Annotated in this window: 24 protein-coding genes; 3 read left to right on the top strand and 21 right to left on the bottom strand. The window is 32.6% G+C overall.

Annotated elements, in window-relative coordinates; genetic code table 11:
* Positions 1 to 107: 107 nt before the first annotated feature.
* The 3 genes from ASU02_RS10300 to ASU02_RS10290 all read right to left on the bottom strand — a co-directional run bounded on the left by ASU02_RS10300 (position 108) and on the right by ASU02_RS10290 (position 1,968).
* Positions 108 to 584 (bottom strand): CcdC family protein, encoded by a 477-nt coding sequence (locus ASU02_RS10300; protein WP_057763332.1) that lies wholly within the window; start codon positions 582 to 584, stop codon positions 108 to 110.
* 137 nt (positions 585 to 721) lie between these two features.
* Positions 722 to 1,081: a response regulator gene (locus ASU02_RS10295; RefSeq protein WP_057763331.1), complete on the bottom strand. Its 360-nt coding sequence runs from the start codon at positions 1,079 to 1,081 to the stop codon at positions 722 to 724.
* Between the two features lie 179 nt (positions 1,082 to 1,260).
* Positions 1,261 to 1,968: a cytochrome c biogenesis CcdA family protein gene (locus ASU02_RS10290; RefSeq protein WP_057763330.1), complete on the bottom strand. Its 708-nt coding sequence runs from the start codon at positions 1,966 to 1,968 to the stop codon at positions 1,261 to 1,263.
* Between the two features lie 289 nt (positions 1,969 to 2,257).
* Here ASU02_RS10290 and ASU02_RS10285 point away from each other — a divergent pair, with 289 nt between their 5' ends.
* On the top strand, positions 2,258 to 2,428 hold the full coding sequence (locus tag ASU02_RS10285) for an aspartyl-phosphate phosphatase Spo0E family protein (RefSeq protein WP_057763329.1): 171 nt from the start codon (positions 2,258 to 2,260) through the stop codon (positions 2,426 to 2,428).
* A 65-nt stretch (positions 2,429 to 2,493) separates the two neighbouring features.
* Here ASU02_RS10285 and ASU02_RS10280 read toward each other — a convergent pair whose 3' ends face one another.
* The 9 genes from ASU02_RS10280 to ASU02_RS10240 form a co-directional block, all read right to left on the bottom strand.
* A complete protein-coding gene (locus tag ASU02_RS10280; protein ID WP_057763328.1) occupies positions 2,494 to 4,287 on the bottom strand; it encodes an ABC transporter ATP-binding protein in 1,794 nt (597 codons plus the stop codon).
* 4 nt (positions 4,288 to 4,291) lie between these two features.
* Entirely contained in the window at positions 4,292 to 6,040 is a 1,749-nt protein-coding gene (locus ASU02_RS10275; RefSeq protein WP_057763327.1) for an ABC transporter transmembrane domain-containing protein, read from the bottom strand.
* A gap of 875 nt (positions 6,041 to 6,915) precedes the next feature.
* Positions 6,916 to 8,583 (bottom strand): DUF2326 domain-containing protein, encoded by a 1,668-nt coding sequence (locus ASU02_RS10270; protein ID WP_057763326.1) that lies wholly within the window; start codon positions 8,581 to 8,583, stop codon positions 6,916 to 6,918.
* Complete coding sequence (locus ASU02_RS10265) at positions 8,555 to 8,821, bottom strand: ABC-three component system middle component 6 (RefSeq protein WP_057763325.1); 267 nt, start codon at positions 8,819 to 8,821, stop codon at positions 8,555 to 8,557. Before ASU02_RS10265 ends, ASU02_RS10270 begins: the two co-directional genes overlap by 29 nt.
* 4 nt (positions 8,822 to 8,825) lie before the next feature.
* Positions 8,826 to 9,812, bottom strand: coding sequence for a hypothetical protein (locus ASU02_RS10260; protein ID WP_057763324.1), 987 nt, complete (start codon positions 9,810 to 9,812; stop codon positions 8,826 to 8,828).
* Between the two features lie 134 nt (positions 9,813 to 9,946).
* Complete coding sequence (locus ASU02_RS10255; RefSeq protein ID WP_057763323.1) at positions 9,947 to 10,540, bottom strand: recombinase family protein; 594 nt, start codon at positions 10,538 to 10,540, stop codon at positions 9,947 to 9,949.
* A gap of 267 nt (positions 10,541 to 10,807) precedes the next feature.
* Entirely contained in the window at positions 10,808 to 11,647 is an 840-nt protein-coding gene (locus ASU02_RS10250; RefSeq protein ID WP_057763322.1) for a nuclease-related domain-containing protein, read from the bottom strand.
* 70 nt (positions 11,648 to 11,717) lie between these two features.
* Complete coding sequence (locus tag ASU02_RS10245) at positions 11,718 to 12,533, bottom strand: HNH endonuclease (protein ID WP_057763321.1); 816 nt, start codon at positions 12,531 to 12,533, stop codon at positions 11,718 to 11,720.
* A gap of 2 nt (positions 12,534 to 12,535) precedes the next feature.
* Positions 12,536 to 12,934, bottom strand: a complete 399-nt coding sequence (locus ASU02_RS10240) for a hypothetical protein (protein ID WP_157684506.1) — start codon at positions 12,932 to 12,934, stop codon at positions 12,536 to 12,538.
* 578 nt (positions 12,935 to 13,512) lie between these two features.
* On the opposite strand from ASU02_RS10240, the gene ASU02_RS26400 reads away from it, so the two are divergent.
* A complete protein-coding gene (locus tag ASU02_RS26400) occupies positions 13,513 to 13,662 on the top strand; it encodes a hypothetical protein (protein ID WP_157684505.1) in 150 nt (49 codons plus the stop codon).
* Between the two features lie 482 nt (positions 13,663 to 14,144).
* On the opposite strand, the gene ASU02_RS10230 is transcribed toward ASU02_RS26400, so the two are convergent.
* The 9 genes from ASU02_RS10230 to yneA form a co-directional block, all read right to left on the bottom strand.
* Positions 14,145 to 15,641, bottom strand: coding sequence for a hypothetical protein (locus tag ASU02_RS10230; protein WP_057763318.1), 1,497 nt, complete (start codon positions 15,639 to 15,641; stop codon positions 14,145 to 14,147).
* Positions 15,642 to 15,928: 287 nt separating this feature from the next.
* Complete coding sequence (locus ASU02_RS10225) at positions 15,929 to 18,955, bottom strand: hypothetical protein (protein ID WP_057763317.1); 3,027 nt, start codon at positions 18,953 to 18,955, stop codon at positions 15,929 to 15,931.
* A 768-nt stretch (positions 18,956 to 19,723) separates the two neighbouring features.
* Complete coding sequence (locus ASU02_RS10220; protein ID WP_232426221.1) at positions 19,724 to 20,638, bottom strand: tyrosine-type recombinase/integrase; 915 nt, start codon at positions 20,636 to 20,638, stop codon at positions 19,724 to 19,726.
* 198 nt (positions 20,639 to 20,836) lie between these two features.
* Positions 20,837 to 21,049, bottom strand: a complete 213-nt coding sequence (locus tag ASU02_RS10215) for a YneF family protein (protein ID WP_053475770.1) — start codon at positions 21,047 to 21,049, stop codon at positions 20,837 to 20,839.
* An 88-nt stretch (positions 21,050 to 21,137) separates the two neighbouring features.
* Positions 21,138 to 21,575: a sporulation inhibitor of replication protein SirA gene (gene sirA, locus ASU02_RS10210; protein ID WP_057763315.1), complete on the bottom strand. Its 438-nt coding sequence runs from the start codon at positions 21,573 to 21,575 to the stop codon at positions 21,138 to 21,140.
* Positions 21,576 to 21,956: 381 nt separating this feature from the next.
* Positions 21,957 to 23,963 carry a transketolase gene (gene tkt, locus ASU02_RS10205; RefSeq protein ID WP_057763314.1) on the bottom strand — a complete coding sequence of 669 codons (2,007 nt, stop codon included), beginning with the start codon at positions 23,961 to 23,963 and terminating at the stop codon, positions 21,957 to 21,959.
* Between the two features lie 170 nt (positions 23,964 to 24,133).
* Positions 24,134 to 24,364 (bottom strand): DUF896 domain-containing protein, encoded by a 231-nt coding sequence (locus ASU02_RS10200; RefSeq protein ID WP_057763313.1) that lies wholly within the window; start codon positions 24,362 to 24,364, stop codon positions 24,134 to 24,136.
* A gap of 73 nt (positions 24,365 to 24,437) precedes the next feature.
* Complete coding sequence (locus tag ASU02_RS10195) at positions 24,438 to 25,088, bottom strand: YneB family resolvase-like protein (protein WP_057763312.1); 651 nt, start codon at positions 25,086 to 25,088, stop codon at positions 24,438 to 24,440.
* A 20-nt stretch (positions 25,089 to 25,108) separates the two neighbouring features.
* Entirely contained in the window at positions 25,109 to 25,432 is a 324-nt protein-coding gene (gene yneA / locus ASU02_RS10190) for a cell division suppressor protein YneA (RefSeq protein ID WP_198317424.1), read from the bottom strand.
* A gap of 155 nt (positions 25,433 to 25,587) precedes the next feature.
* Between yneA and lexA the strand changes: the two genes are divergently transcribed.
* Positions 25,588 to 26,211, top strand: a complete 624-nt coding sequence (lexA, locus tag ASU02_RS10185) for a transcriptional repressor LexA (protein ID WP_057763310.1) — start codon at positions 25,588 to 25,590, stop codon at positions 26,209 to 26,211.
* Positions 26,212 to 26,257: the final 46 nt, after the last annotated feature.

The following is a 26,257-nucleotide window of genomic DNA, read 5'->3' as shown; positions in this document are numbered from 1 at the left end:
TATTGTTCTATTTCTATTTTAAAACAAAAAAGACTGTAGGCAAACTCGATTTTCATCAAGTTTGTCTACAGTCTGAGCCAACGACATAATTGTCGTTGGCTTTAATATTATTTTACCGAACCATAAAGTTCCTGCTGAAGTTTCTTAAAGTTTATATACATCGCTATTCGCCAAGGAACAATCATTCCAAATGCAAGAATCCAGAACATTCCGCTTAACTGGCCATAATCAATCGTTGAGCTTAGTATTAATTTCCCTGCCATGCGAATGACTAGCAGTCCAATTAATATATAAAGAAATGCTTTTGAACGCTTTAAGTATATGTCCTTATCTCTAATTTCAAATTTAGAGGTTTTTATTAATAAAATAGAAAAGAGCAATCCTACAATTACAGCCTCTGCCAGTTCTAAGGGAGTTACACGAAAGTACGGAAAAATGAACATTAGTGCACCTGTGCTCATGAAGATCGGCGGCAAGATTATCTTTTTTGCAGTTGCTGGTTTTTTCGCTGCTTTCATTCGGATGAACATGGCAAAAATAGCCATGCAGATAGCTCCAATCGATGTAATAACAACATAGTTCATTATCTTTCATCCTTCATCCTTTATTTTCATCATACATTATATCCTATTCAACTTAAATGTGGAACTTCAACATAAAAAGCTAACTCAAAAAGGTCATTTATAAGTTCGACTTATAAACCTTGAGTCAGCTTATATCATTAACTTAATACTCTATTAACAGCATCCATTACTCTGCCTTCATCAAAAGGCTTAACGATAAAATCCTTTGCGCCTGCCTCAATTGCTTCAACAACCATTTTTTGTTGTCCCATTGCCGAACACATAATAACTTTCGCTTGCGGGTATTCTCTCTTAATTTCCTTCACTGCCTCTAAACCGCTCATTTCAGGCATCGTAATATCCATGGTAACTAAATCGGGATTCAGCTCGCTATATAGACGAATTGCATCTATTCCCGTCTCTCCTTCACCGACAATTTCATGATTTGCTTTTTTAAGAATATTCGATAAGGTAATTCTCATAAATTTTGCGTCATCAATAATCAGTATCCTTGCCATAGCTGTTTCCTCCTTGATCAATGCAACGGAAGTCCTATCAATTATATCTGATTGACCCATAGAAAACTATTAAAAAGAAAATAATTTAAAATAAATGATAAAAAGAACACATGTTTAAATATATCGAATATTTTGTACAAACACAAATCTAATTGTACGACAAATTTCGTCACCGTGAATTAAAATCCTGTAAATCCACCAAATATCGGTGTTAAAATTGCAATAATCTTAGTCATCCAATCAAAAAATAATACAACTCCCATTACCATCATTATATAGCCGCCAATTTTCATAATCGTTCCACTATGCTTGCGAATCCATTTCATTTTTCCGATAAAGAAAGAAAGGATAAAAAATGGGATGGCAAAGCCTAGAATATATGCAACCATATAAAACATTGCTGAGTTTGGATTGGATGCTGCAAGCGAAATAACAGCCCCTAAAATTGGTCCTGTACATGGTGTCCAACCAGCAGCAAAAGCCATACCAATCAAGGATGAACCAATTAGTCCAGATGGCCGGTTTTTAAATTCAAATCTTCTTTCCTTTAATAAGAATTCTGGTTTAATAAACCCAACGATTAGTAAGCCAAAGAAAAAGATAAATATCGCACCAATTTGACGTATTAAATCTTGATAATCAACAAAAAAACTGCCAATAAAGGAAGTCCCAAAACCAATCGCAATAAAAATAATTGAAAATCCAATAAGAAAGAAAAGTGTATGTAACATGCTGCGCCTTTGAAGCATTGCATTTTCCTCTTTAAGCTCACCAACTGACATTCCAGTTATATAAGATAAAAAGGCTGGGTATAATGGTAAACAGCAAGGAGAAATAAAACTTAGAAAGCCAGCTGCTAACGCTAAAAATACATTTAAATCTGTCATCTTTACCCTCTCCTGTTTATACTGAGTCTTCACTCATTCTAACAAATATGCCTATGAAAAGATAATGTTTAGATTTGAACAATTTGTGTCAGTTATAATTCAATTGGAAAATGAATATGTAAAATTTTGTAGATATCCAAGAAGTTTCTTTTGAATTTTTTCCCATAATTCGCTATACTGTAGTAAATACTAACAATTTTTGTTAGAATCTTTCATGTTTTTACATGGTTTTTTTCTGGGAACCTTATGTAAGATCATTATGTAAAAAAGACTTGAAAGGAAATTGGCTGTGTCAAAACAAGATTTAATTACATTAATTGAACAAAAGAGGCAGGAACTCATTCAAGTAGCTATGAAAAATGGATTCACTTCCTCACTAGCTATTCGAAATAGCCAAGAATTGGATAAATTATTGAATGAATATAATGATATTTTCAAAAAACAAGTGTCTACACATTAGAAAAACCAGCAGTGGTCATATTACATTGCTGGTTTCTTTTTGTTTCTATTTATCATTTTTCCCTATTATCCAACTACATCCTCAACGCGATCTTCCAATCCATTCTGAAGCAGGTACATTTTATGGTATAACCCTCGCTTTGCCAGAAGTTCTTGGTGATTGCCCCTCTCTACAATTTCTCCTTGATGAAGGACTAGAATGAGTTCCGCATCCTGAATCGTCGATAACCGGTGAGCAATCGCAATGGTTGTACGCCCTTTTCTCATCTTCGCTAAGGCTAATTGGATCGCTTCTTCAGTCTCTGTATCAATATTTGCAGTTGCCTCGTCAAGGACAAGGATTTTTGGATTAGCAGCAATTGTCCGTGCGAAGGCTAGCAGCTGCCTTTGTCCACTTGAAAAAGTGGAACCTCTTTCTACAACTTGGTGCCTGTACCCATCCTCCAATTTTTCGATAAATAAATGCGCCTGAACAAATTGTGCTGCAGCTTCAATTTCCTCATCTGTCATGTCATGATTGTGAAGGCGGATATTATCCTTAATCGTCCCAAAGAAAATAAAGGGATCCTGCAAGACTAAGCCCATTTTTGTTCGCAATTCATTCTTAGAATATGATTTAATAGATTGCCCATCAATAAAAATCTCTCCTCTATCAAACTCATAAAAACGCATCATTAAATTAATAATAGAACTTTTTCCGCTGCCTGTATGACCAACTAGTGCAACAGTTTCCCCTGGTTTAGCAGTAAATGAGATATCTCTAAGGACATCCCTTTTGTTGTCATAAGAAAAACTGACATTGCGAAATTCTATTTCTCCCTCTAGTATCCTGCTATTATCTTTTTGCTGCTGTGCAGGTGCAAGCACCGTTTCATCCATTACCTTAAACACTCTAGAAGCTGCAATAATCGCCTGCTGGTACATTGAAAGACGCTGCATCATATTATTAACAGGTTCAAAGAAACGGTCCAAATAGCTAATAAAAGCGTATAAAACACCAATTTCAATCGGACTGTTAAACGATGTAATGCCAAAGAAACTTAATATCAAAATTATCGCAAAAACATAGACTAAATCAATTGCTGGTCTTAATAATAATCCATCAATTTTTATGTTACGCATTCCTGCCTGATAATGCTGATCATTAATATCCGCAAATTCCTTACGCAATCTTCTTTCTTGGCGAAACACTTGAATGATCGCCATTCCTTGCAGCGATTCACTTAACTTCGCATTTAGCTGGCTTAGCCTTTCTCTTAAATCCTGATAAAATATCGAACTATATTTTCGATAGGCTCTCATGATAAGAAAAAGGAGTGGCAGAATCACTAAGCAAAAAAGGGCCAGTTTAACATTTAAAATAAACATAGCAATAAATATTCCAATAATTAGAAAAGCACCTTGAATAAAAGTAACTAATACACTGACAAACATATCTTTAATTGCTTCAGTATCATTGGTAACACGAGAGACAATACTTCCAGCAGGTGTTTTATCAAAGTATTTTAATCCAAGAGCCTGTACTTTCGAAAATACATCTACACGAAGCTGCTGGATAATTTTTAAAGCAATCTCCTGAAACTTAAGTAACTGAAAATAAGAAACAAGAACATTCATTATCTGTATACCTACAAATGCTGCTCCTAAAGCAAAAATTGGTTCAAATACTAGATTGCGCGGATATAGGTAATCATCGATAAATATTTTGATTAATATCGGTCCTAATATGTCTCCTACAGTCGTAACAAGGAGTAATATAAATGCAAGTATAATTGTTTTCATATGCGGCTTCGTATAGGAAAGAAGGCGAAAAAGAACTTGCCGCTGCTCTTTTCCCTTTATAGCTGTCGTCTTTTCCATTTTTCTATCCTCCATGCTCCACAAGTTCTTCTAGCTGCTGATGCAGGTACATATCTTTATACCATCCATTTTCCAGCATTAATTTCTCATGTGTCCCTCTTTGAACAATTCTTCCCTCATCAAGGACAAGGATCAGGTTCGCATGCTGGATTGCACTTAATCGATGTGCAGTAATAATCGTTGTTTTTCCTTCCCTATTCTGTTTTAGTGCATTCAGAATTTCTTCTTCTGTTTTGGCATCAACTGCGGATAAGGAGTCATCTAATATTAATACTTCTGGATTCATAATCAATGCCCTAGCAATGGATATTCTTTGCTTTTGTCCTCCAGAAAGGGAAACCCCTCTTTCTCCAACGACAGTGTCATAGCCTTCACTAAATTGGAGAATATCCTCATGAATATTTGCTGTTCTTGCTGCTCCATAGATTTCATCGATCTCTGCATTAGGATTCGTAAAAGCGATATTCTCAGCAACTGATGAGGAAAATAAGAAATGATCCTGTGGAACATACCCAATTGCTTCTCTAAGTTTCTCTACCCTATATTTAAATAAGGGGTGCCCAGCAAATTGGATCGTTCCATTATATCCTTCAAACTCACGAATGAGCAATTTTAATAAGGTTGTTTTACCTGAACCTGTCTTCCCTACAATGCCCAGCGTTTCTCCTCTTTTTAAGGTAAAGTAAATATCCTCCAGAAGAGGCTCATTTTCGTCCGGGTAGGAGAACGAAGAGACATTGAATTCAATATCTCCGCTTGGAACATTCTCAATCGAGTTGTCTCCATCGATAATGTCCGCTTTTTCAGCGAGAAGAGTCATCACACGATCATTCGATGCACGTCCTCTTTCAACAATATTAAATAGCCAGCCGAATGCAAGCATCGGCCAAATTAGAAGCCCTAAATAGGTAGTAAAGGAAACGAGCTGACCAATTGTCAATTCATCGCTGAGCACATACTTTGCACCAAATGCGATTGAAAGAAAATAAGAAACACCTACTATAAGAGAAATCGTTGGATCAAATAATGAATCGATTCTTGCTACTGATACATTCTTCTGAACAACATCTTCTGATTGTTTACGAAAATCTTGAATATCCTCATTCTCTTGACCAAATGTCTTAATTACTTTAATGCCCGTCACACTTTCCTGGGTTTTATCATTAAGAGAAGAGAATGCCTCTTGTGCTTTATGAAATCTCTTATGCAGCATGGTCCCATACCAGCTAGTTAAAATGGCCATAAGCGGCATCGGAATTAATGCAATTAAAGTCAATTTCCAGCTTATTGTTGTGGCCATAGCAATAATAACAAAACCACCAGTTGCTATTGAATCAACTAAAGTTAAGACACCAGAACCTGCTGTTTGCTGAATCGCCTGTAAGTCATTGGTCGCATGCGCCATCAAATCGCCTACACGCTTTTTTTGATAAAACGATTGAGACATATTTGTAAAGTGTTGATAAAGATTATTTCTTAATTGCTTTGACAATTTTACTGCAGAGCCAAAAATCATTATTCTCCAATAATAGCGCAGGACATACATGATTGCAGCCGCAGCAATTAAAACTCCGATCCATATAAGCATAATTTTTGCTGTTAATGTATCATTTTTAATATGGTCAACAAAGAGTCCAATCACCTTTGGTGGAATTAACTGAAGAAATGCCACAAATAATAAAATGATAATTCCAGTCAAATACGCTTTCTTTTCCTGCTTAAAAAACCACATTAAATCTAAAAATACCTTCATACTCATGTCCTCCGTGATAGTAGATGAACGATTACGATATTGGATAAACCATAACTTCCTACGTATTAAATGAATTTAGTATTAATATCAATTATTTTCCATACTGCAAATTAGGTAACTTAAATAGTTTATCAAATATTGAAAAAATAAGGAAGATTTTTATTTTAGATTACACCAAAAGAAAAAGCACTCATTAAAGAGTGCTTGTCCACCATTATTTCGTTTGTTTGTTCATGGCGTTCATCATTTGATTGATTTTCTTTTGTGAAGGCTTTAAATTTTGAAATATAAAACATTGATACATCAATGTTTTAAGCCAACATACCGACCACTTTTTCTGTTAAGGAAAATATACCACTTATTTAATAGAGTGTCTACCATTGTTTAATAGATTCTTTTAATTGTGGTTTATCTTTCTTCCTATTATATATATTCCCTTAAACCTTTCATTTACCCAAGTCCCATAACATCCTCAAATAATATCTTCTCAATAAAAGCATTTTCATCTTCTAAAAAAGTTAATTATCTTTTATAATCCATCTAATCTGCATACCCTGCCACTAGAAACAAAAAGACACCCTTCTGAGTGTCCAAAATTTATTATAATATTCTCTGTAAGAGATAATGATTTTTTAAAACGTGATTAAATCAACGATATTTAACTTCTTTCTTCCTATTTATATGTGGTGGTAATGTATAATTATTGAAACAGTATTTACAATGCTTTAAAAACTGTATCACTTTATTTCATCACTCCATGAATACACAGTTTAAAAAAACTGACATTCGCTCAATATAAATAATCATCATATTGATATCTTATAAACTAATTAATTTGAGAGAATCAGAGCAGGCTTTAAAAAGAGAGATAAACTCTAAAAGTCAAATTTAAGCAATTTATCATTCTCATCTAATTCTATTTTTGTATATGCACTTATTAATTTCATTAATTCTATATCTTTCTTATTTAGCTGATAATCATTAATAGAAATAATATATTGTTTACCACTTTTCTTTCCTATATTGTGTCCTATTTTAATTAGGTTTGAGACTTGTCGGTTATCAATACCTGAGAAACAAGAAGAGTCTTGTATTAGTATTTCTAATAATTTGTTATACCTAAGGACAAGTAAGTCTATTAATAACTTACGAACTTCTCCAACACCTTCTCCTGTGTCACCTGTTAAGTTTAATTCAATTGCAAATGGTCGATTCCTTTTATGTCGATTTTTTAACTTAACAGAAAAATATGCTTCTACTTTATCCGTATAAATGTCATGTACCATTTGATATATGAAGTTTTTGTATGTATCTATTGCATCGTAATAATTTGAATAAGCATTTTTAACATCAATATATTTTTTAGCTAATTTGTCTTCTTCATCCTTTCTTTGTTTTATTATTCCATCAATTTTTGACAATTCTCCTTGTTGATACATGAGCTTTTGTAATTCCATGCTCTTTTCTTTGTAGATTGCCATTGATTCTTGATAGATTTCATTTTGAGATATAATATGAGCAATTTTTTCAATTTCTTTTTGGGATATATCTATACTTGTTTTTAAATTTGTCTTCTTATGAGCTAGCTCCCTTAATTTCTCTTCGGTTAATGCCTTTCTATCTGAGTAAATATTTTTTTGGAACTTCTCAACCTCTTCTAACCTTTTTATAATTAATTCAGGTATTTCAAATTTAGCTCTATCAAATAATTTCTTTAAATCTTGAGAAGAAATATCTACTTGTTTCAATTCTTCTAGTGATTTAGATAATCTTTTATATTCCAACTTTAACTTCTGATACTCCACCTGCATTAATTTCAAGTGATAATTTTTATCAGCATATTCATCTATAAAATCAGATTTTTCTTTGCCAATTTGGATATTTGTTATTCTCTCATCTAAAATTTCCAGTTCCTTTTCTTTCTCACTAATTGATTTCTTAATCAAAAATATTCTTTCTTCAATTTTTGATAGTTCTATACCATCAAAGAACTGCATGACTCTTTTTTCAAGTGCTGATAATTCTTTAATTGTATTCTGTATTCCATAATATTCATTGGACTCATTGGTTAAATCTTTTAACTCTAATAATTTGAATAAGGAGGTATAATCATCTAAACTTGCTTCCGTTCTCATACTAATTAGATTACTTTTTTGCGAAAGAAAAACCTGCTTACTGTATAGCTTTCTATCAATCTTAAAAAGTTCTTTGTATTCACCTAACTCATATGTTTTACCATTAACTATTAATTCAGATTTCCCCAGTACTCTTTTTACTTTAAATATATTTGCTTCAAATTCAATAAGAGCTTCTAGATACCAACCATATATTTTAGGCTTTATCATTTCTCCATTTTCATTAGCACCAAATATGTAATCAATAAACTTTAAAAATAAAGTTTTCCCGATACTGTTAGAAGTTTCTTTTTCATCATCAGGCTTGTTAACTTTACCGTAAATAATGGAAATTCCATCTTTTTCAAATGAAACTTCTCGGACTTTCTCACCATTTGGATTATTCACTATTAGATTTAATATTTTCATTATAGATTTCTCCTTCTTCAGTATACTCAATCATTCCCACCATAAACATAAGATTTAATGTTAAAATGAACTTTTGATACGTCGGAGGGTTATTTAACTTTTCATTAATATATTTCTTTTCAAACATCTTCCATAATTTATCTAAATGAATAGTTTTTTTGCCTATTACACTTAATATTAATGCCGATAAACCAATTAAACTTTCTGAATTAGAAACATACTTATTCGGTAGAATCATAATTTTAACAACTCACTTTTTCTTTTTCAAAGATGTCACATTTATCAAAGATGTATACTACTAAAATTTTTGCTGGAAACATAAAACTTCTTTTATACTCCCCAAATGCTATTAGATTTTGAATAATCTTATTATAAAGTTCAACACCATTACACTCTTTTGAAAGGTCTTCGTATTCTTGAATAATATATGAAACAACACGTTCAAATTTATCAATATAATTAATATCTTGATATACTGTGCTAACAATTTCTTCTAATAAATGTAATTCCAACATTATATCTTCAATTTCGTCTGCAATATCATTTAATTTGTTTAATGTTATTTTTGAGGGAGATGAAAGCCGATTATAGTCAGAGCTATTGGTTTTAATTTGTCCCCTGAATTTATTCTGGATTCCTTCATTTAATATGTCTATAAACTCATAGAATAGTCTAGAACTCATTGCATTATAATCAATAATAGAATTAACTTTTAATCTTGCACTTAACTTACGTAATTCATGTATACCTAGTTCCTCTAATAATTCCCTTATATAATCGATATTAACAACTTTTGCAATGAATGAAATACTATATTTAGCTTCATATTTGTTCCTTTCGTTTTGAAAGTATCTTTCACTATCATGAGGAAGATTTCTATCTATGGTATTAACAATAAAAATAAATTCTTTGATTTCACCATCCCATTTTCCATCGATATATAAGAGTTCTAATAACTTCTCGAGGTCTTCACTAAACTTCTTTTGAATATCCTGTTTTAATGAACCTCTTAATTGTTGAGGAGAATATATTTGATAAAACCTTTTTAGTTCTATTATCCAACCATCATTTTTATCATCTCCACCAGATGAGTTTGGCATTTCATATGTATAATTTTTTGAATTACAATAAACTTTTAAGATTTCCCCTACTTTTACTTGAAAATTAATATCCGTAGTTCCTTTTAAATCTGTAATAATAGTTTCTATGTAATCGTAAGTGTCTAACACTTCCCTCTCCTCCTATAAATCAAACACTATATGTCCATGTTTTCACTATAGATATATTTTACTATATAAATGTAAGAATTTATCATTAAAATTATATATTCAAAAATAAAAAAGACTCTATAGAGAGTCCAGTTTTACTTTTTCAGTTCTCTTGCTACCCTATACAAAGTGGCTCTACTAATACCAGTTATAGCTTCTATTTCTTTGACTGTTTTGGTCTTAGCATCTTTTCTATTTCTATGATTAAATAAATCTAAAGCATGTTGTAACTTAGGATTTTTCTCTGTATATTTCTTTGGTCGACCTTTGTAAACTCCTCTCTTTTTAGCATCTTCAATCCCCTCTAACTGTCTTTCCTTAATCATGTCGGCTTCAAATTCAGCTATACCAGATAGAACCGTAATCATTAACTTACCAATTGCCGTTCCTGTATCAATCTTATCTCCACCCATATTCAGGACAATAAGATATACACCTTTACTATTTAAGTATTCGATAGTGTTCAAAGCATCCTTTGTACTTCTTGCAAACCTGTCTAATTTCGTAACAACAATTGTGTCACCTTCTTGTACTGTCTCAAGGAGCAAGTTGAATTGTTTCCTGTCCTCTTTTCTTCTTCCACTAACCTTCTCCTTAAAGATTGTTTCACACCCTGCTTCTTGGAGTTGATTAATTTGTGCAGTTAAATTTTGCCCCGCAGACGACACACGACCATACCCAAATTTCATATCAAACAACCCATCCTTCATTTTGATACATGTATATGAGACACTAATAAGCTAAGTATACCAAGCGCTCAATAATGTATCAATAGGGTGTACTCAAATGATACATTTATTATTAAGAGTTTTATTAAAGTCGTTAGATTTATAAACGTTTATAAATTCTCTAATGTCTTTAATAAACTTGAAAAAGGACTGTTTTTTCACAGCCCAGAAAGTATACCTTTACAAGCAAACATTTTAACACTTCCAAAATAAAAACCTCATCATTCTTTACTGACGAGGTTCTTGATGTTCATAACAATATATATTACCATTAAACCGTTTATTGTTTGAAAAACAATATGACTTAACTTTCTCAGAGACTTCCTTCCCACATGTAAAACATGTTGATACTGTTTCCTCACTCCTAACAGCCTTTTCACTATCCATATTTTTCAATCTTTCAACATGTAAGTCTTTTATTTTTGAATCAGTAATATTCATACTCATTAATTTGTTATACATATCCTGCATTTCATCATTGGAATATATTGGTTTTTGATACAAAAGCTTAAGTACACTTATCTTTCTATTAATAAACTCAGATAACTCTGTATCATAAACTATTAAATCATTAGATTGTATCTTTCTTAATTCTTCATTCATTTTAAATGTACATCTTCTATTAAAAGACACCATTGATACATATTGTGCATCTTCTGTTGTTTCTAGAACCGCTTTAATTGCCTGAATATGACCATAATTTTGATTAAATGGATTCATCATTGGAAATTTACCATTAACGCACCACTTAGCTCTATTTCTATCACCATATATAGTCCCCGTATAATTCTTAGTCTCGATTACAAATAATGTGTAAGGGGTGATTACAATGTGGTCAATTTGAGAGAAACCTGATTTTGAATATCGATTTGGAATTAATATATCCTGTAGATACCTACAGTTTTTAGAAAGTTGGTCAAGTTGAATATTTATTTTGTATTCACCAATTTCCCCAATTCTTGCAGGTGTAACCTTAGCCTTACTATCTTTATGCTTAGTTGTAGATGTAATAGATTCTTCTTTAGATGGCTTTTTCTTAGAAAAGCCCTTCAATATTTTTGATAACATGTATTTTATTGCTCCTTAATAGTACACAGTTCTATTATTAAGTTTATTGAAAACTATGTACTAATTAATCTCAAATGTTTCTTTTTATCATTTCTCTTAACTCTTCAATCGTTAATACTTCATCTTTTCTTCTATGTATCATACGGTGGCAATTACTACAAACAGGAACTAAGTCTGTCTCGGGATTAACCAATACCTCTACTTGAATCGTGCTAAGCGGTTTAATATGATGTATTTCTATAAAATCTTTTCCCCGCTCCCCATACACTTTCTCAAAGTTAAATCCACATCCAACACAATTCAGTCCATGTATTTCAATAGCTTTTGCCCTATTATGAGGATTCCTCTCATAACGCTTACCATAATAATAAGAAGTAGCACCATCCTTATGATATACCTCATCTTCAAATAGCTCTGAATCTATATCATTTGTAATTAGGTTAACTAATTCATCATTTTGTTCTTTTATGTTAAACCTAACTAGACACTCAATTACCATTTGAAAATCATTTTTCTGTTGTTCTAAGACGCTTATCGCTTCTCCTAAAATGTAATCTTTAAAGATACCTTTATGTTTATCCTTTAAGCCAATATGATGTAAAATGCCCATTGCTTGGTAACCACGGCTTTCAGATGGATTAAGACCAATTACATTTTCATCTAACCAACGATGTGTCCTTGAGTTAAATAAATACTCAAATACTATTTTACTTCTTGTAGATTCATCATGTGCTTGAAATTCTCTTGAACGCTTAACAGGTTCAAGCTCTGGGATTTCCATTAGAGTGTCTAAAGGTAAATTTGGACAAGAATTTCTTAAATTCTGTCTTAATTCTTTTCTTGCTTCCTTTTGGATATTTCTATACCTTAAGATACCCTCTTGCAACTCTAAACCTTTCTATTAAGTTCTTTGATTAATGCCCTCCCATCTTCTATTGTCTCCGTTTTACTGACTAAAGCAATGTAGAATTCTGTATTAAGGTTCTTGTACTTCTTCTGTTCTAGCTCAGCCATTATTTTTTGCGCCTCATGAAAATTCTCAGTTAAGTGTAATAATATTGAATAAATCCTTTTATTGGGTTTTAATCCTAACAATTGAAGTTCGTTATATATTTCTTGTACTTCTCTATAAGATGTTGTTCTTCCCATTAAATATATAAAAATTTTTAAATCTGGCTTGACCATTGAACTCTTTAATTTTGCAATTATCTTTCTCAACTCATCCATTGACAATCCCCCTCTACACAATCCACTAACCAATATTGGATGTTTTTTAGCCTCATCCAACTACCAGTCCTTCTAGAACACGAGTACAAAGTACAGTTAAATATATTGTAACGATTTGTCAAAGTTTATGACAGGTATTTAGCACTACTTGTCAAATTATGTAGTCATATAGTAAAAAGGAAGTGTTATTCCTGAACGAAATAAGTGTGGTCTTAGATAATGACATTTTAGAAGGAAAGCACCTTGAAGGTATTATTGTTCCAGTAAATTGTGAGTATGGTGTTGTTATTTTGTCTTCCAACATTGAAGTAACAAATTTTATGATATTAAATCTCTATTCACTCGCCTTGAGTAAATCTCACGATGCACTAGCTTCTCTAGGTGAACTTCAGTTCCTTCAATTTTAGCGACCATTATCATGCAAGCGAGTTTATAGAAAGACTTCCACAAATGTCAACGGTGGATTTGTTATACGCTATGAGAGGAAATATTGCATAAATTGAGATGCAAGTTAACAACATAAAATTTTTTACTCAAATAAAGAGTACTGACGCTAAGAGGATAAGTGAGAAAACTTCTTGAATATTAAATTAACACCACTTCTCCACCTTAACTTTACAAATAACAGGAAAAATTGTATGCTATTTACAAGAAGTGCAGTGACTCAAGTAGGACTTAGAGAAATAACCCATCGCCTAACATTTGTCCGATGCAGGGTGGGTTATTTCTTTTTTGTTAGAGAACTAACTACCCTGATTACTGATACGATTAAGGCTAAGAAGCTTTAAATACATTGGTGCTTCGTAAGCCGTGTCTATTTCCAGATTTAAACTTGGTTTACACCTTGAACCATTCATAATATAAATCAAAAAGATTATACTGAGTAAAATGTATATTTTATTCAACATAGAGGAAATAAAATTCATATAAATAGAAATAAATGGTATAATATTCATATGAGGTGCAGTGACTATATAAATATTTGGTTGAGATTTAACCCTCTAACTTTGGTCGGTTGTAGGATGGGTTATTTATTTTCGTATGAGAAACAACTGCTATGAACACTAATACGATTAAGGCTGAAAATGAAATTGCAACCATTATTGCTTCGTAAACCAATATTCATTTCATGTATTGTAAAATACGTATAGTCACTGTCTTCTAAAAGTTTTTAAAACATTCTAGTTGTAAATTATAAATTTAAAATTAATAGTAAAACCCTTAAAAAAGCTCGTAAGTATTTTTACTGAACTTTTTTAAGGGTTTTATTTTAAAATGATTTCTTTGAAAAAATCTGACTCAAATCTTTTTTATTCAAATCACATGGAAAAATTACAATAAAGTTATACTTATGACGATGCTTATAGAGCTTTTTTAGTTTCTTTTTAGCTTTCTTAGTATACCTGATAATTCGCTCGGAATTAGAATAGCAATTCCACCATCCAAAATACTCAACAAAATAAATTTCTTTATTAACAAATAATTTCCAGTCAAACCGCCTTTTCGAAAATTCTCCTTCAAAAACATCTTTATAGTATGGACCTCTCTCAAAATCAAATTGATTGTTGATTAACCAATTTGCAATGTCCCTCTCATCCTCAGAATCCCATTTACACCCATTCAAATCAAATAGGAATTGTTTTTCTTCAAAATACATCTCTTCATAATTTTCACCATATTTATTCTTCAAGTAGTATTCTTTTAAATATTTCTTTTCACATTCTTCACACCATCTATGTAATTGGTTTAAATCATTGAAATTATTCCTGAAATCATAAACACTTTTCCAATTATTACATTTTCCACAATAGCTCTGTCCCTTTTCAAACTTTTCCCGAATTAATTTTCTAGTCATCACACCTTTCTCTCTTGCCAACCTTTCTTGAGTCATATTGTAACAATCTATACACATTGTTCTATACCCTTTTCTGTCCTTATAAAAAAAATCTACGGACTCAGGATAGACCTTAATACATTTTTTACATTTTCTCTTTTCCTTTCCAATTTGATACTTGTAAAGTCTATGTTGTCTTTTCAATTTTAATATTTTTGTAGCATACGCACGAATTGTTTCCCATTTTCTAGGGGCAAGCATTTCACATATCGATTCTTTTTCACCTTCTAAAAAGTTCGCTTGTAAAAATTCAATTTCCCATTTAAGCCATGTTTGCTTTTGTTTCTGTCTAAATAATTCTAACTCATTCCTTTTGTACCTTATACCACTTGTGGTTTTGTTTAATGAAAACGCTAGTTCATCATCAGACATAACATTCCAATTTTCCTTTATAAATCTTTCCTCTTCATACGTCCAAAATTGATTATTGGGTTGTATTCCAACAACTGTTAATATATCGTTCCATTTAGTGGTATTAAACCATTTTTGAAACTGATATGCTGATGGGAAACCATCAGCTTCCTTCATATCATCTCTACAGGGAGTTTTACCATTATGTTCAGTCATCCATCGTTTAATTTCTAGTTCTAACCACAATTTTTCACAATATGGGGAATACCTAATCTCATCAATGATGATTCCATAAATACCACTAGATGGATTCCAATTCATCCCATATTCGTCAAGCCAATACAATATGTCGTCAATAGAAATCTTCTCAAAATAGACATAAAGGTTATCTTCCTCTACTGCAATTTCTTCATTAATAAATTCTAATATATCATTTTCAAGTTCCTCATCTATCTCATTAAACAAAATTTCCAATAACATTCTATGACTTTCTGATACTCGATACTTTGTAATTGGCAACATTAGAATCCTCCATATCATTTGGATTAAAATAAGCTTATTTCCAAGAAAATATACTACATACAACTAGCTATTACAATAAATTTCGACAAAAATACCCGAAAATAATACAATATACCTATTTATATAATTAATTTATTTATGTTATATTTAAATATTAAGTACTTTATTTAGCACTTATAAAAAGTATAATTTAGTCATACAATGTAAATTCCTATCTTCCAAGACCAAAAAAAATAGTACATAGCCCCCATATTATTATATAGAAAACTATGTACAATATTTATTGGTTAGGATTTAAACAACACCTTTTTCCTACTATCCTTTTCATCTCTTTTAACTATATAGCCATGTTCACTGATTAATGCTTTAATACTTGAATTCTTTCTCATAGTATCAGAAAACTGTCTTAACTTCATATTGACTGATTCCCTTATTTCTGTATAGGAAATTTTCTGTTTATGTGAGTTGTTTTTTATATAGTCATATATTGCCTGCACATTTTTATTGTTACTCTTGCTATAAACCTTCAATTCAACTATGTTCATCGGATTCCAATCAACAAATTTGCACCTTGGAAATTTCGTTCCAATCAAGTCTAACAAAACGGTGTCACGATGGAAGAGATATACTTTCCCTTCTACATTTTTAGTATTATCTCTTTGATTACTGCGTTTAATTTCTTGCGAGTAATCCACTAACATATCAAGTAGCTTTACAAGTTCTATATTTGTATCATTGAATCTTCGCATTCTTCCATAATTAGAGCAGGTTGTGTCTTCAAGATAAATATTTCTTTGGTCAAATAAAGCCTTTGCTTTACCGATGTAGTAATGTTCTGTTTTGTGAAGTATTCCGCCAAGAACAACTATACTACAGTCTTTATACGCATTACTCCCTCTTGTTGAACCATAATGAGCTACAATAATTCTTCCTGAACTAATATAGTCATCAAGAAGTTCCTTTATAGAATCCTTATTGTCTTTGAAAACTGGGACATAAATCATTTCTAATGGATTCTCTTTAGCAATCCTTTTTACTTCTTCACAAAAAGCTTTTAATTTATCTTCAGCTTTCATGCTAGTCTTTGCACCACTAATATAATTGCATGTATGGAAAGTAAGTCCTTCATAAGTTCTGATTGGTTCACAGTTTAAAACATGAAACTTTTCATGTTGATACTCAATATCAATATCAGCAGTTCCATCAAAAATAACTGTTTTAAAGTTATTGAGTTTTTCATAAGGAATGTAATATGATGTTGTCAGTTTTACATCCCCCGACTTTTTAAATTCTATGTGACCACCATTTTTCATGATACTTTCTAAAATCTTTGGGATTTTATAAGCATCATCTCCATAGTCATATATACTATTAAATCTAGTCCAGAAATCTTTTGAAAACGAAAAATCATTATTGAAAGAATCGAGTATTTCTCTTCCAAACAACTCATCTTCTAAATATGTCTTTATTTCATCTACAACAATTTTAAACTCATCTAGAATAGTAAGGTTACCATCAAAACTACGCCAATTTAAGTTATCTAGAATGTCTTGAGAGCGTTTATTAAATTCTTTGGAATTTAAAGATTCAACAAAAGTCATTTTAGGTTTTTCATCAATTAATAGCATCTCTCTTTTAGCTATTTCACCTTTATCATTATTAAATTTTACATATTCATCCAGATTATTAGAACGATGATATAATCCTTCCTTAGTCATTAACACAATAGGATAATTTTGTTGGTTTTCACCTTGTGTGTAGTAACGACATTTGTCCTTGAATGAGCAAGCTTTCCCCCTTCTTGCTGCACAAACCTCATACTTCCCTCCATTTTCCTTGTTTAACAAGCATTCATCCTTGTCGAATCCATACATAGCAATTGCAATTTCTTTACCAATATAACTATTAATTTGTCTTTCTAGTTCCTTAACATCTTTTATTCTTTCCTTTATGATAATTGCACCATAGTTTATATTGTCTTTTATCATTTGTTGAAGAAAGTGTTTAATAATTAGAGATTTACCTCCACCCATATCTAAGGGAATCAAATAGGGTTTATCATTATTTGCCTTAAGCATAACCTGAACAATTTCATAGATATATTGTTTATGTTTTGAGTTTATTTGTTGGTTGAAAGTACTTAGTTCTTCAATAATTTTAAATGACACCTTATCAACTTGTTTTTGCTCTAATGTAGTTAATTCAAGATGTGGAAGTTCTTTCAAACTAATCATTTGTTCCTTTATTCTCATTAACTCTACTTCTATATCAATATCATATTTATTCCATACTTCAACAATGTGCCTCCATCCTAGTTCTTTAGCAAGTTGAACTAAAGGATAATGAGTACCACAGCCAGAACAATGATAAAACATATAGTTTTTATCAAACCACGCACTAGGTCTTCTATCTGTATGACTTGGCATTATGCAATGCATTGTAATTTTATCATGACACTCTTTTACGAAATTCGCCTGAAACTCATTATTTAAAAGTTCTAATATATCTTTTCTTCTAGCATCACTAATATCAATTGGTTCACTATCTTCCTTTAGGATGTTTCCAAGAGTTTCCTCTTTCAATTCTGGCAATGCTAATTTCAGTTCCTCTTGGGTATATCTTTTTTCAGCTCCTTTCATCCTCAACTTTACAATATATGGGTTATCTATGTCTTTAACATGCAAGAAGAAAGGTAGTCTCATTACCCTTGATTCATTGACACAGTTTTTATCACCATTAAAATACTGAACCAACTGCATCTGAATGTGTTTAAAGAGTCTATGTTCTCCATTATCTAATAACCAGTACACGTGGTAACCATGTTTTGTCTCTATCACGAAGTTAGGTCTTAATCCAAAACTAAGAATTTGTTCTTTTGTTGATTGTTTCCAAAATTTCATTTTCTCCATATCCCGCCTTAATTCCTTAGGTGCATCAATATCTACAAATTGACAATTAATTTTTCCACCCTTTATCACATGTTCATTGGTAGTCTTACATGAGTTCATTTCATTAAAATTAGGTGAGTTTGGAGTGAAACAAACTGCTGTATGCCCAGCAAACATTAAACATTCACTTATGTACTCAGTAAAATTTTTGAGAGTGAATTCATTTACTTTTACTTTTTCACCTTTATTATTGTTAGTGTAAAAATAATTTTCATGTACTATGACACTTATATTTACTCCTTCCCTTATATCTTCTGGAAAAAATCTGATTTCATATGTATTATCCCCATGAAAATTATTTAGGAAATTAAGCAAATCCTCTCCAAATTGATTTTTGTTTTCTTCAACTATACTCATTAATACCATGAGCTTCCTCCTCCTTTTTACTCGAAATAATAGTACATAGTTTTCTATATAATAAATTCTCAACTATGTACTAACTACCTAATGTAATTCACTAAGTAATCTAGATATTTTCTACTTCTCCTTAGAGATTGCAATTTTTTAAAAGAAAAAACAAAAAGAGCTAACAGTCATTAGCACAACAAATAAAATAGGCAAACACCTATCAATTTTAGCGTTAATGACCATTAGCTCTAAAATCAGCTCAATGGACTATTAGATATTAAAATTTTCCTTTGAATACATACTACAGAAAAACTTTAAAACGGTCAAGATGTAATAGAACAATATTCGTTAATAGATTAACTATGCAATGTTACCATTTAAATCATATAAAGATTCATTTTTTAGAAAATCATTACCCGACCATTCGAAGTATATGCATTCGTTTCGGAATTTTAATTGGAAAAGTTAAATAAATTACGATGTCAGTGCTAAAAGCAGATTTAAAGTTTATCAAGAAAACAATAAGGATAAATAGAAGTAGCAATTTAGAGAAGGTTTTTCCCCTTAAATTTGTTAGGAAAATATAGAATTGGTTTCGTATTCGCAATAAATTTCAATCAACTTTTATACGAGTATGTGTTCTGAGTGGCTCATAATAAATCAATTCTATAATACCTGTAAAATAGCCCCCTCATATAATAAAGCAGAAGAATACCTTCTGCTTTATCGACATATAGCCCTAATTTTTATAATTTCATTAAAGGACTTGATTTCTCACCATTTTTCTCATTGCTTCATTTTCTTAAAATTCATTAAGGGGCTAGAAGTAATTGCTTTATCCAATAATTGTTCATTATTCATTGTATGGAGATAGCGTTGTGTCACAGTGATGTCAGAATGCCCTAACAAGCGTGATAAAGAGTAAACATCTATTTTACCATTAGTTAAGCATTGAACAGCGTAAAAGTGCCTAAATGTATGCGGAGATACCCTCTTATCCTGTATACCTACTCTTTTACCAGCTTCTTTTATTGAATTCCATAATCCTGCATGCGAAAGGCTGTCACCAGAGTAATTTAGAAAATAATTATTCATTATTTCTCTGTCACGAAAGTATTCCCTTTTAATCCTCTCGTATTTGATTAAAATTCTTTTTAGTGCTGGACTAACAAAAACAACTCTTTCCTTATTGCCTTTACCATTAACTAAAATCGTTGTTTCTTTTACATTTTCAGATAGCAATCCTCTAATTTCCATAGCCCTAAGTCCGCAATCAGCCATCATCGCAATCATTGCTTTATTACGGGCATCTATGTAGTTTTTGAATGAAAAAGCGTCTATCATTGATTGAACTTCTTTTTGAGTAAATCCCTTTATGACCTTCTTCGGCATTTTAGGTAATTCCACTTTTTTCGCAATATTCTCTGTTAAATAGTCCTCCTTTACGCACCAATTAAAAAACGCTCGAATTAACTTGAACATTGAAACGATACTTGTTGCTTGTAATTCCTCTTTTTGCTTCCATGTCATATAGGCTTTTAAGTCATGAATTGTTACACTTTCCAATTCTTTAACCGCTCTTTTTTCAAAGAGAAACATCTTTAGTTGCTTTAGTTCTTGGCGCTTATTAATCATGGTCTTTTTCGTAAATCCCTTAGCTTGACAGTAGTAAAAGTATTCTTCTATTACATCTTCCAACAACAAAAAACCACTCCCTCTGCTGAATCTTTCAACAGAAAAAGTGGTTTATGGTTGCAAAAAAGAAAGATTAACCAAATTGAAGTGAAATTTTAGGGGAAGGATTAACCTTTCCACATTCTCTTTAGGAAAATTCCAGTATCATATTGGCTATCAATTGAATGACAAACCCTTATGTATCAAGGATTTGCTTGTCCACCATTATTTCGTTTGTTTGTTCATGGCGTTCATCATTTGATTGATTTTCTTTTGTGAAGGCTTTTGGCCCATTTGCATCATCATCATTTTAAGCATTTGTTCATTAATTGGCGGATTTTTCTTTAAATAGCTCATCATATACTTTCGAGCAATGAAAAATCCTAGTGCTATTCCAGCAAGAAGAGCTAGAACACCGACTAGAATATAAGTCCACATATAAAACTTCCTCCTTCGTGTTGTCTACCATACAGTGTACTAAACCAAAGGTTATTATACAATATTTGCTTCATATTTTCTTCTATTTTTAGACGAATTTTCTTTCTTTGATTGGTTTTAACCAACCATAACGTTGATGTTCAAGGTCAATTGCCAGAAAAGAAGACTCACTTTTCCTTAATACTTCAAAAAAAATTGTTTCCGCATCGTAGTTTCCGCTTGCTTCTAAAACTAAAGATTGATCATTCACCTCAAGCTTTGCATTGCTTCTTTTTCCCATTTTAATATAGTATGCACCTTTTTTGACGAGAAAATCATTCTTTCTATATAATTGTTGATTAACGTACTGATGAAGTTTTAATCCCGGTATTGGTTTTGTAATATATTGAATCTGCTTAGCTAAGATCGATTTCAATGCACCGGATGATTCCTCGTATTCTTGAAATAACTGAAAAAACATCTTTTCCCTGCCGAAGTAATGGGAAGCAAACTCCTCTTCAATTAAATACAAATGATAGGCTCTCATCCAAACCTCTCCTTCCGGGACAACCCCCTTTCTTCCTATTATAATGAACATTCACAAAACATTCTGTCTGTTGACGGCGAAAATTTCCTCTTGTTTTGTCGAAAAACAAACATTCACAATATTGTCAATGGAATTTAAATTTGTATATGCACCATTTCCCCCCTATAAGTACAAAACGAGTCTCCTCTGAAAGAGTGTCCACTACTATTCTGGGAGACTCGTCTGAAAGCCAGAGACTGTTAAATTTTCGATATCCTTACACGTTATCAACACTAGTGATCGAGTACATTGAGGGGGGCAGAGATAAAGTTAGTTTTTTCTCTAAATCATTAGAAAAGCTAATAAAAAAAGAAGAGCAGAATCGCTCTTCTTTGTCTATTATTAGTTTTGCAGTAATGCTTTCACCCGTGCAACGACATTACTAACAGAGAACCCATACTCCTCCATTACTTTTTCACCAGGTGCAGATGCGCCAAATTGATCAATGGCAAGCACATCACCTTCATCGCCAGCATATCGATGCCAGCCAAGTGAAGAACCCATTTCAATCGCTAATCTCTTCTTCACATCTTTCGGAATTACACTTTCTTTATATTCCTTGGACTGAGCTTCGAATCGATCCCATGCAGGCATACTTACTACAGAAGCATAAATATCCTCAAGAGCTAAAACTTTTTGTGCTTCAACAGCCAAATTCACTTCTGAACCTGCAGCAATTAATAGGACATCTGCCTTCTCTTTTCCAGCTGGTGAAACAACGTAACCGCCTTTAGATACCCCATCATAAGCATGTTTACTTGTTCCATTTAATGTCGGAAGGTCTTGACGTGTCAATACTAATGCAGTTGGCTTATCTGTTGATTCAATTGCTAGCTTCCATGCTGCAGCCGTTTCATTCCCATCTGCTGGGCGAATAACAGATAAATTAGGCATTGCCCTTAACGCAGCTAATTGTTCGATTGGTTCGTGTGTAGGACCATCTTCACCTACTGCAATACTATCGTGGGTAAATACATAGGTTACAGGAAGCTTCATTAATGCTGCGAGACGTATTGCTGGACGTAGATAATCAGAGAATACGAAGAAAGTACCTCCAAAAACATTTAGTCCGCCATGTAAAGCCATTCCATTTAATGCAGCACCCATTGCAAATTCACGCACACCAAACCAAATATTTTTTCCATCATATGAGTCAGGAGTAAAGTCCTTTTGACCTTTTATCATCGTTTTGTTTGATCCTGCAAGGTCAGCAGATCCACCAATAAATGAAGGCAAGTTTTTAGAAATGCCATTCAATGCTTCTCCTGATGAAGCACGAGAAGCAAGGCTTTTTCCTTCTTCATATACAGGAATATCTTTATCCCATCCCTCAGGAAGCTCCCCTTTAATAGCTTGATCCAGCTGTGCACCTAATTCAGGATACTCACTTTTGTATTGAGCAAACATGTCATTCCATTCTTGCTCTTTCTTTTCCCCCAGTTCTAGCACTTGTTTTCTAAAATGCGCATAAACTTCTTCAGGAATATGAAAGTCTTCTTCAAATGTCCATTTATATGCTTCTTTCGTTAATTTCAATTCATCCGCACCAAGTGGTGCACCATGAACATCTGATTTACCTGATTTATTTGGGGAACCATACCCAATTACAGTTTTTACTTCAATAAGTGTAGGACGGTTCTCATCTTGTTTCGCTTCTTCAATTGCTTTTGCAATTTCAGAAAGGTCATTTCCATCATCCACTCTTATATATTGCCAGCCATATGAAGTAAAACGCTGAGCAACACTTTCTGAGAATGATTTGTCCAGATCCCCATCAAGTGAAATATCATTTGAATCATATAGGACTACTAAGCGTCCCAAATTTAAATGGCCAGCTAGAGAAGCCGCTTCAGCGGAAACACCTTCCATAAGATCGCCATCTCCACAAATGCTGTATGTATAATGATCAACAATATTCATATTGTCCTTGTTATAAACGGAAGCTAAATGTCTTTCAGCCATCGCCATACCAACAGCCATTGCAATTCCTTGACCAAGAGGACCTGTAGTTGCATCTACACCAGGTGTATGACCGAACTCAGGATGTCCTGGAGTTTTGCTTCCCCATTGTCTAAAATCTTTAATATCCTCCATTGATACATCATAACCAGAAAGATGTAAAAGGCTGTATAGAAGCATAGAGCCGTGCCCAGCTGATAGTACAAAACGGTCACGATTGAACCATTTTGGATTATTTGGATTATGATTCATAAAACGCGTCCATAGGGTATATGCCACTGGTGCAGCTCCCATTGGCATTCCTGGGTGCCCAGAATTCGCCTTTTCAATTGCATCCATAGATAAAGTGCGAATGGCGCTTATTGATAAAGCATCATTTTGATCAAACATTAAAAACATCCTCTCTACGAGTAATCATTACTCTTATAATAATATAGACAGCTTCATCCATATTCAATAAATTGTATCAAAACCTAGCAAAAAAGCAGATTTATTTATATTTTGTCACATTTGCACAACCCTATGTAAAGAAGGAATACAAATCATATGTATTCCTCCGATTAATGAAGATTCTTTTTTTGAACCTCTTTAAGCTTTTTCGGTGTGACATCATTTCCATTTGGATCAACGATTGTTACACCTTTTAATGTATTAAACATTGATGAACGAAATGTCTCTAAATACTCTCTGCGCAGAGCAGATTGCTCCTTAGCTTCTTGTTCTGTAAGACCAGTACCTTTCGCTTTCTTAGCTAGCATATTAATACGATCAAGCTTTTCTTTAGGCAGCATAGTTCGGCTCCTTTATATTTATCATTAAACTCAACTGCCATAATACTAAAAATGCCTGCTTTTGACAAGAAGTTCACTCTGGAGATTCAGATTCAATATATTCCTTATACCTTCTATGTACAGTTGCTTTTGAAATATCATAGCCAAATCCTCTAAGAGTTGCAGCAATTTCCGAAAATGTTAAGTCATTCTTACGGAGTCTAACAATTTCTTCAACCGGAACCTCTATTCGATCCCTTCCGGAATGGACTCCCAGATTGGACAAATTTTTTTGAGGTCTATAACCATTTTTAACAGCTCTTCTCATCCCGCGTTTAATCTTTATATTATGTAGTTTCCTTTGATATTCTTCTACCATGCCGACAATATTTAAAACCATTGAGTCAGATTCTGATAGCTGCAATTCCCCACTATGAGAAATGCTAAATAATTTTATTCCTTCTTTTAATATACAGTGAAGAATGGCAATCTTCGCATTGCCCCGTCCTAACCTTGTTTCATCTTGTATTAAGATAACATCGGCTTGACCCGCTTTTATTAAAGAGAGGAGATCAAGTATTCCTTCCCGTTCCAAGTCATATCCACTAGCTTGTTCTCTAATAACCTTAACGATTTCGAATCCCATATCATTAGCAAGTTTAGTAAGCTCCTCTTCTTGCCTTAATAGGGACGTTTCCTGCGTTTCTTTTGTCGTGCTGACCCGGCAATAGATGATTGCATTCATATATTTCGTCTTCTCCTAATCTATTTACTTTGTGAGCTTGCCACTTCTGTTCCATTGTCCTTTTCTAATGCTATTGGAATAACTAGTTCATCACCTGGATAAATTCTATCACCTGAAATTCCATTATGTCTTTCAACCCATTGTACAAATTCCTTTGCTGAAAGCATATGTTCATCTGATAATTCTTCAGCCAGCTGCCAAAGCGAATCTCCTTCATCAACTGTAATTTTCATCAGACCATCTTCACCCGAAACACTATTATGAATCATTAGTATAAAAGAAGTCACTAAGCTTAAAACGACTAGAATAATAGCATAAGAATATTGATTCCACAATTTTTTCATTATATTTACACCTCAATAAGAATATATGTTCGTTTTGTTAAATCGATTATATACCGAACATTTGTTTCGTGTCAACAATTGTTCGAACTTATGTTTGTACTTTTTACTAATAGATGCTATAATTGGGAAAAGAAATCATAAGTGAGGGAATTATGATGGTAAAATTATCGAAACGGCAACAGGATATATTAAATTTTATTAAGGATGAGGTAAAGCTTAAAGGATACCCGCCTTCTGTTAGAGAGATCGGTGAAGCAGTTGGACTTGCTTCAAGTTCAACTGTTCATGGACATCTAGCAAGGTTAGAAACTAAAGGGCTCATCCGCAGAGACCCAACTAAACCTCGTGCGATTGAAATACTTGATTTAGACGAAAGTGCCGATGTGATCAATTATAAAGTTGTCAATGTACCAATTGTCGGAAAGGTAACTGCTGGTATACCAATAACTGCTGTAGAAAATGTTGAGGAATATTTTCCGTTGCCTGAAAGACTTGCTCCAGCAGATGAGCATGTTTTTATGCTTGAAATTATGGGAGAAAGCATGATTGAAGCAGGAATTTTAGATGGAGATTATGTAGTCGTCAGACAGCAAAGCACTGCTAATAACGGAGATATCATCGTTGCGATGACAGAGGACGACGAGGCAACGGTAAAGAGATTTTTTAAAGAGAAGGATTGGATTAGACTGCAGCCTGAAAACTCAACAATGGAACCGATTATTCTTCGTAATGTTTCTATTTTAGGTAAAGTAATTGGTGTATATCGTGATATTCATTAATACCTCGTCCCCCGTGTTGTTTGCACGGGGGATTGCTAGTTTAAAA

The sequence above is a fragment of the Cytobacillus praedii genome, from assembly GCF_001439605.1.
GTDB lineage: Bacteria > Bacillota > Bacilli > Bacillales > Cytobacillaceae > Cytobacillus > Cytobacillus praedii.
This window is presented reverse-complemented; position numbering and strand designations above follow the sequence as displayed.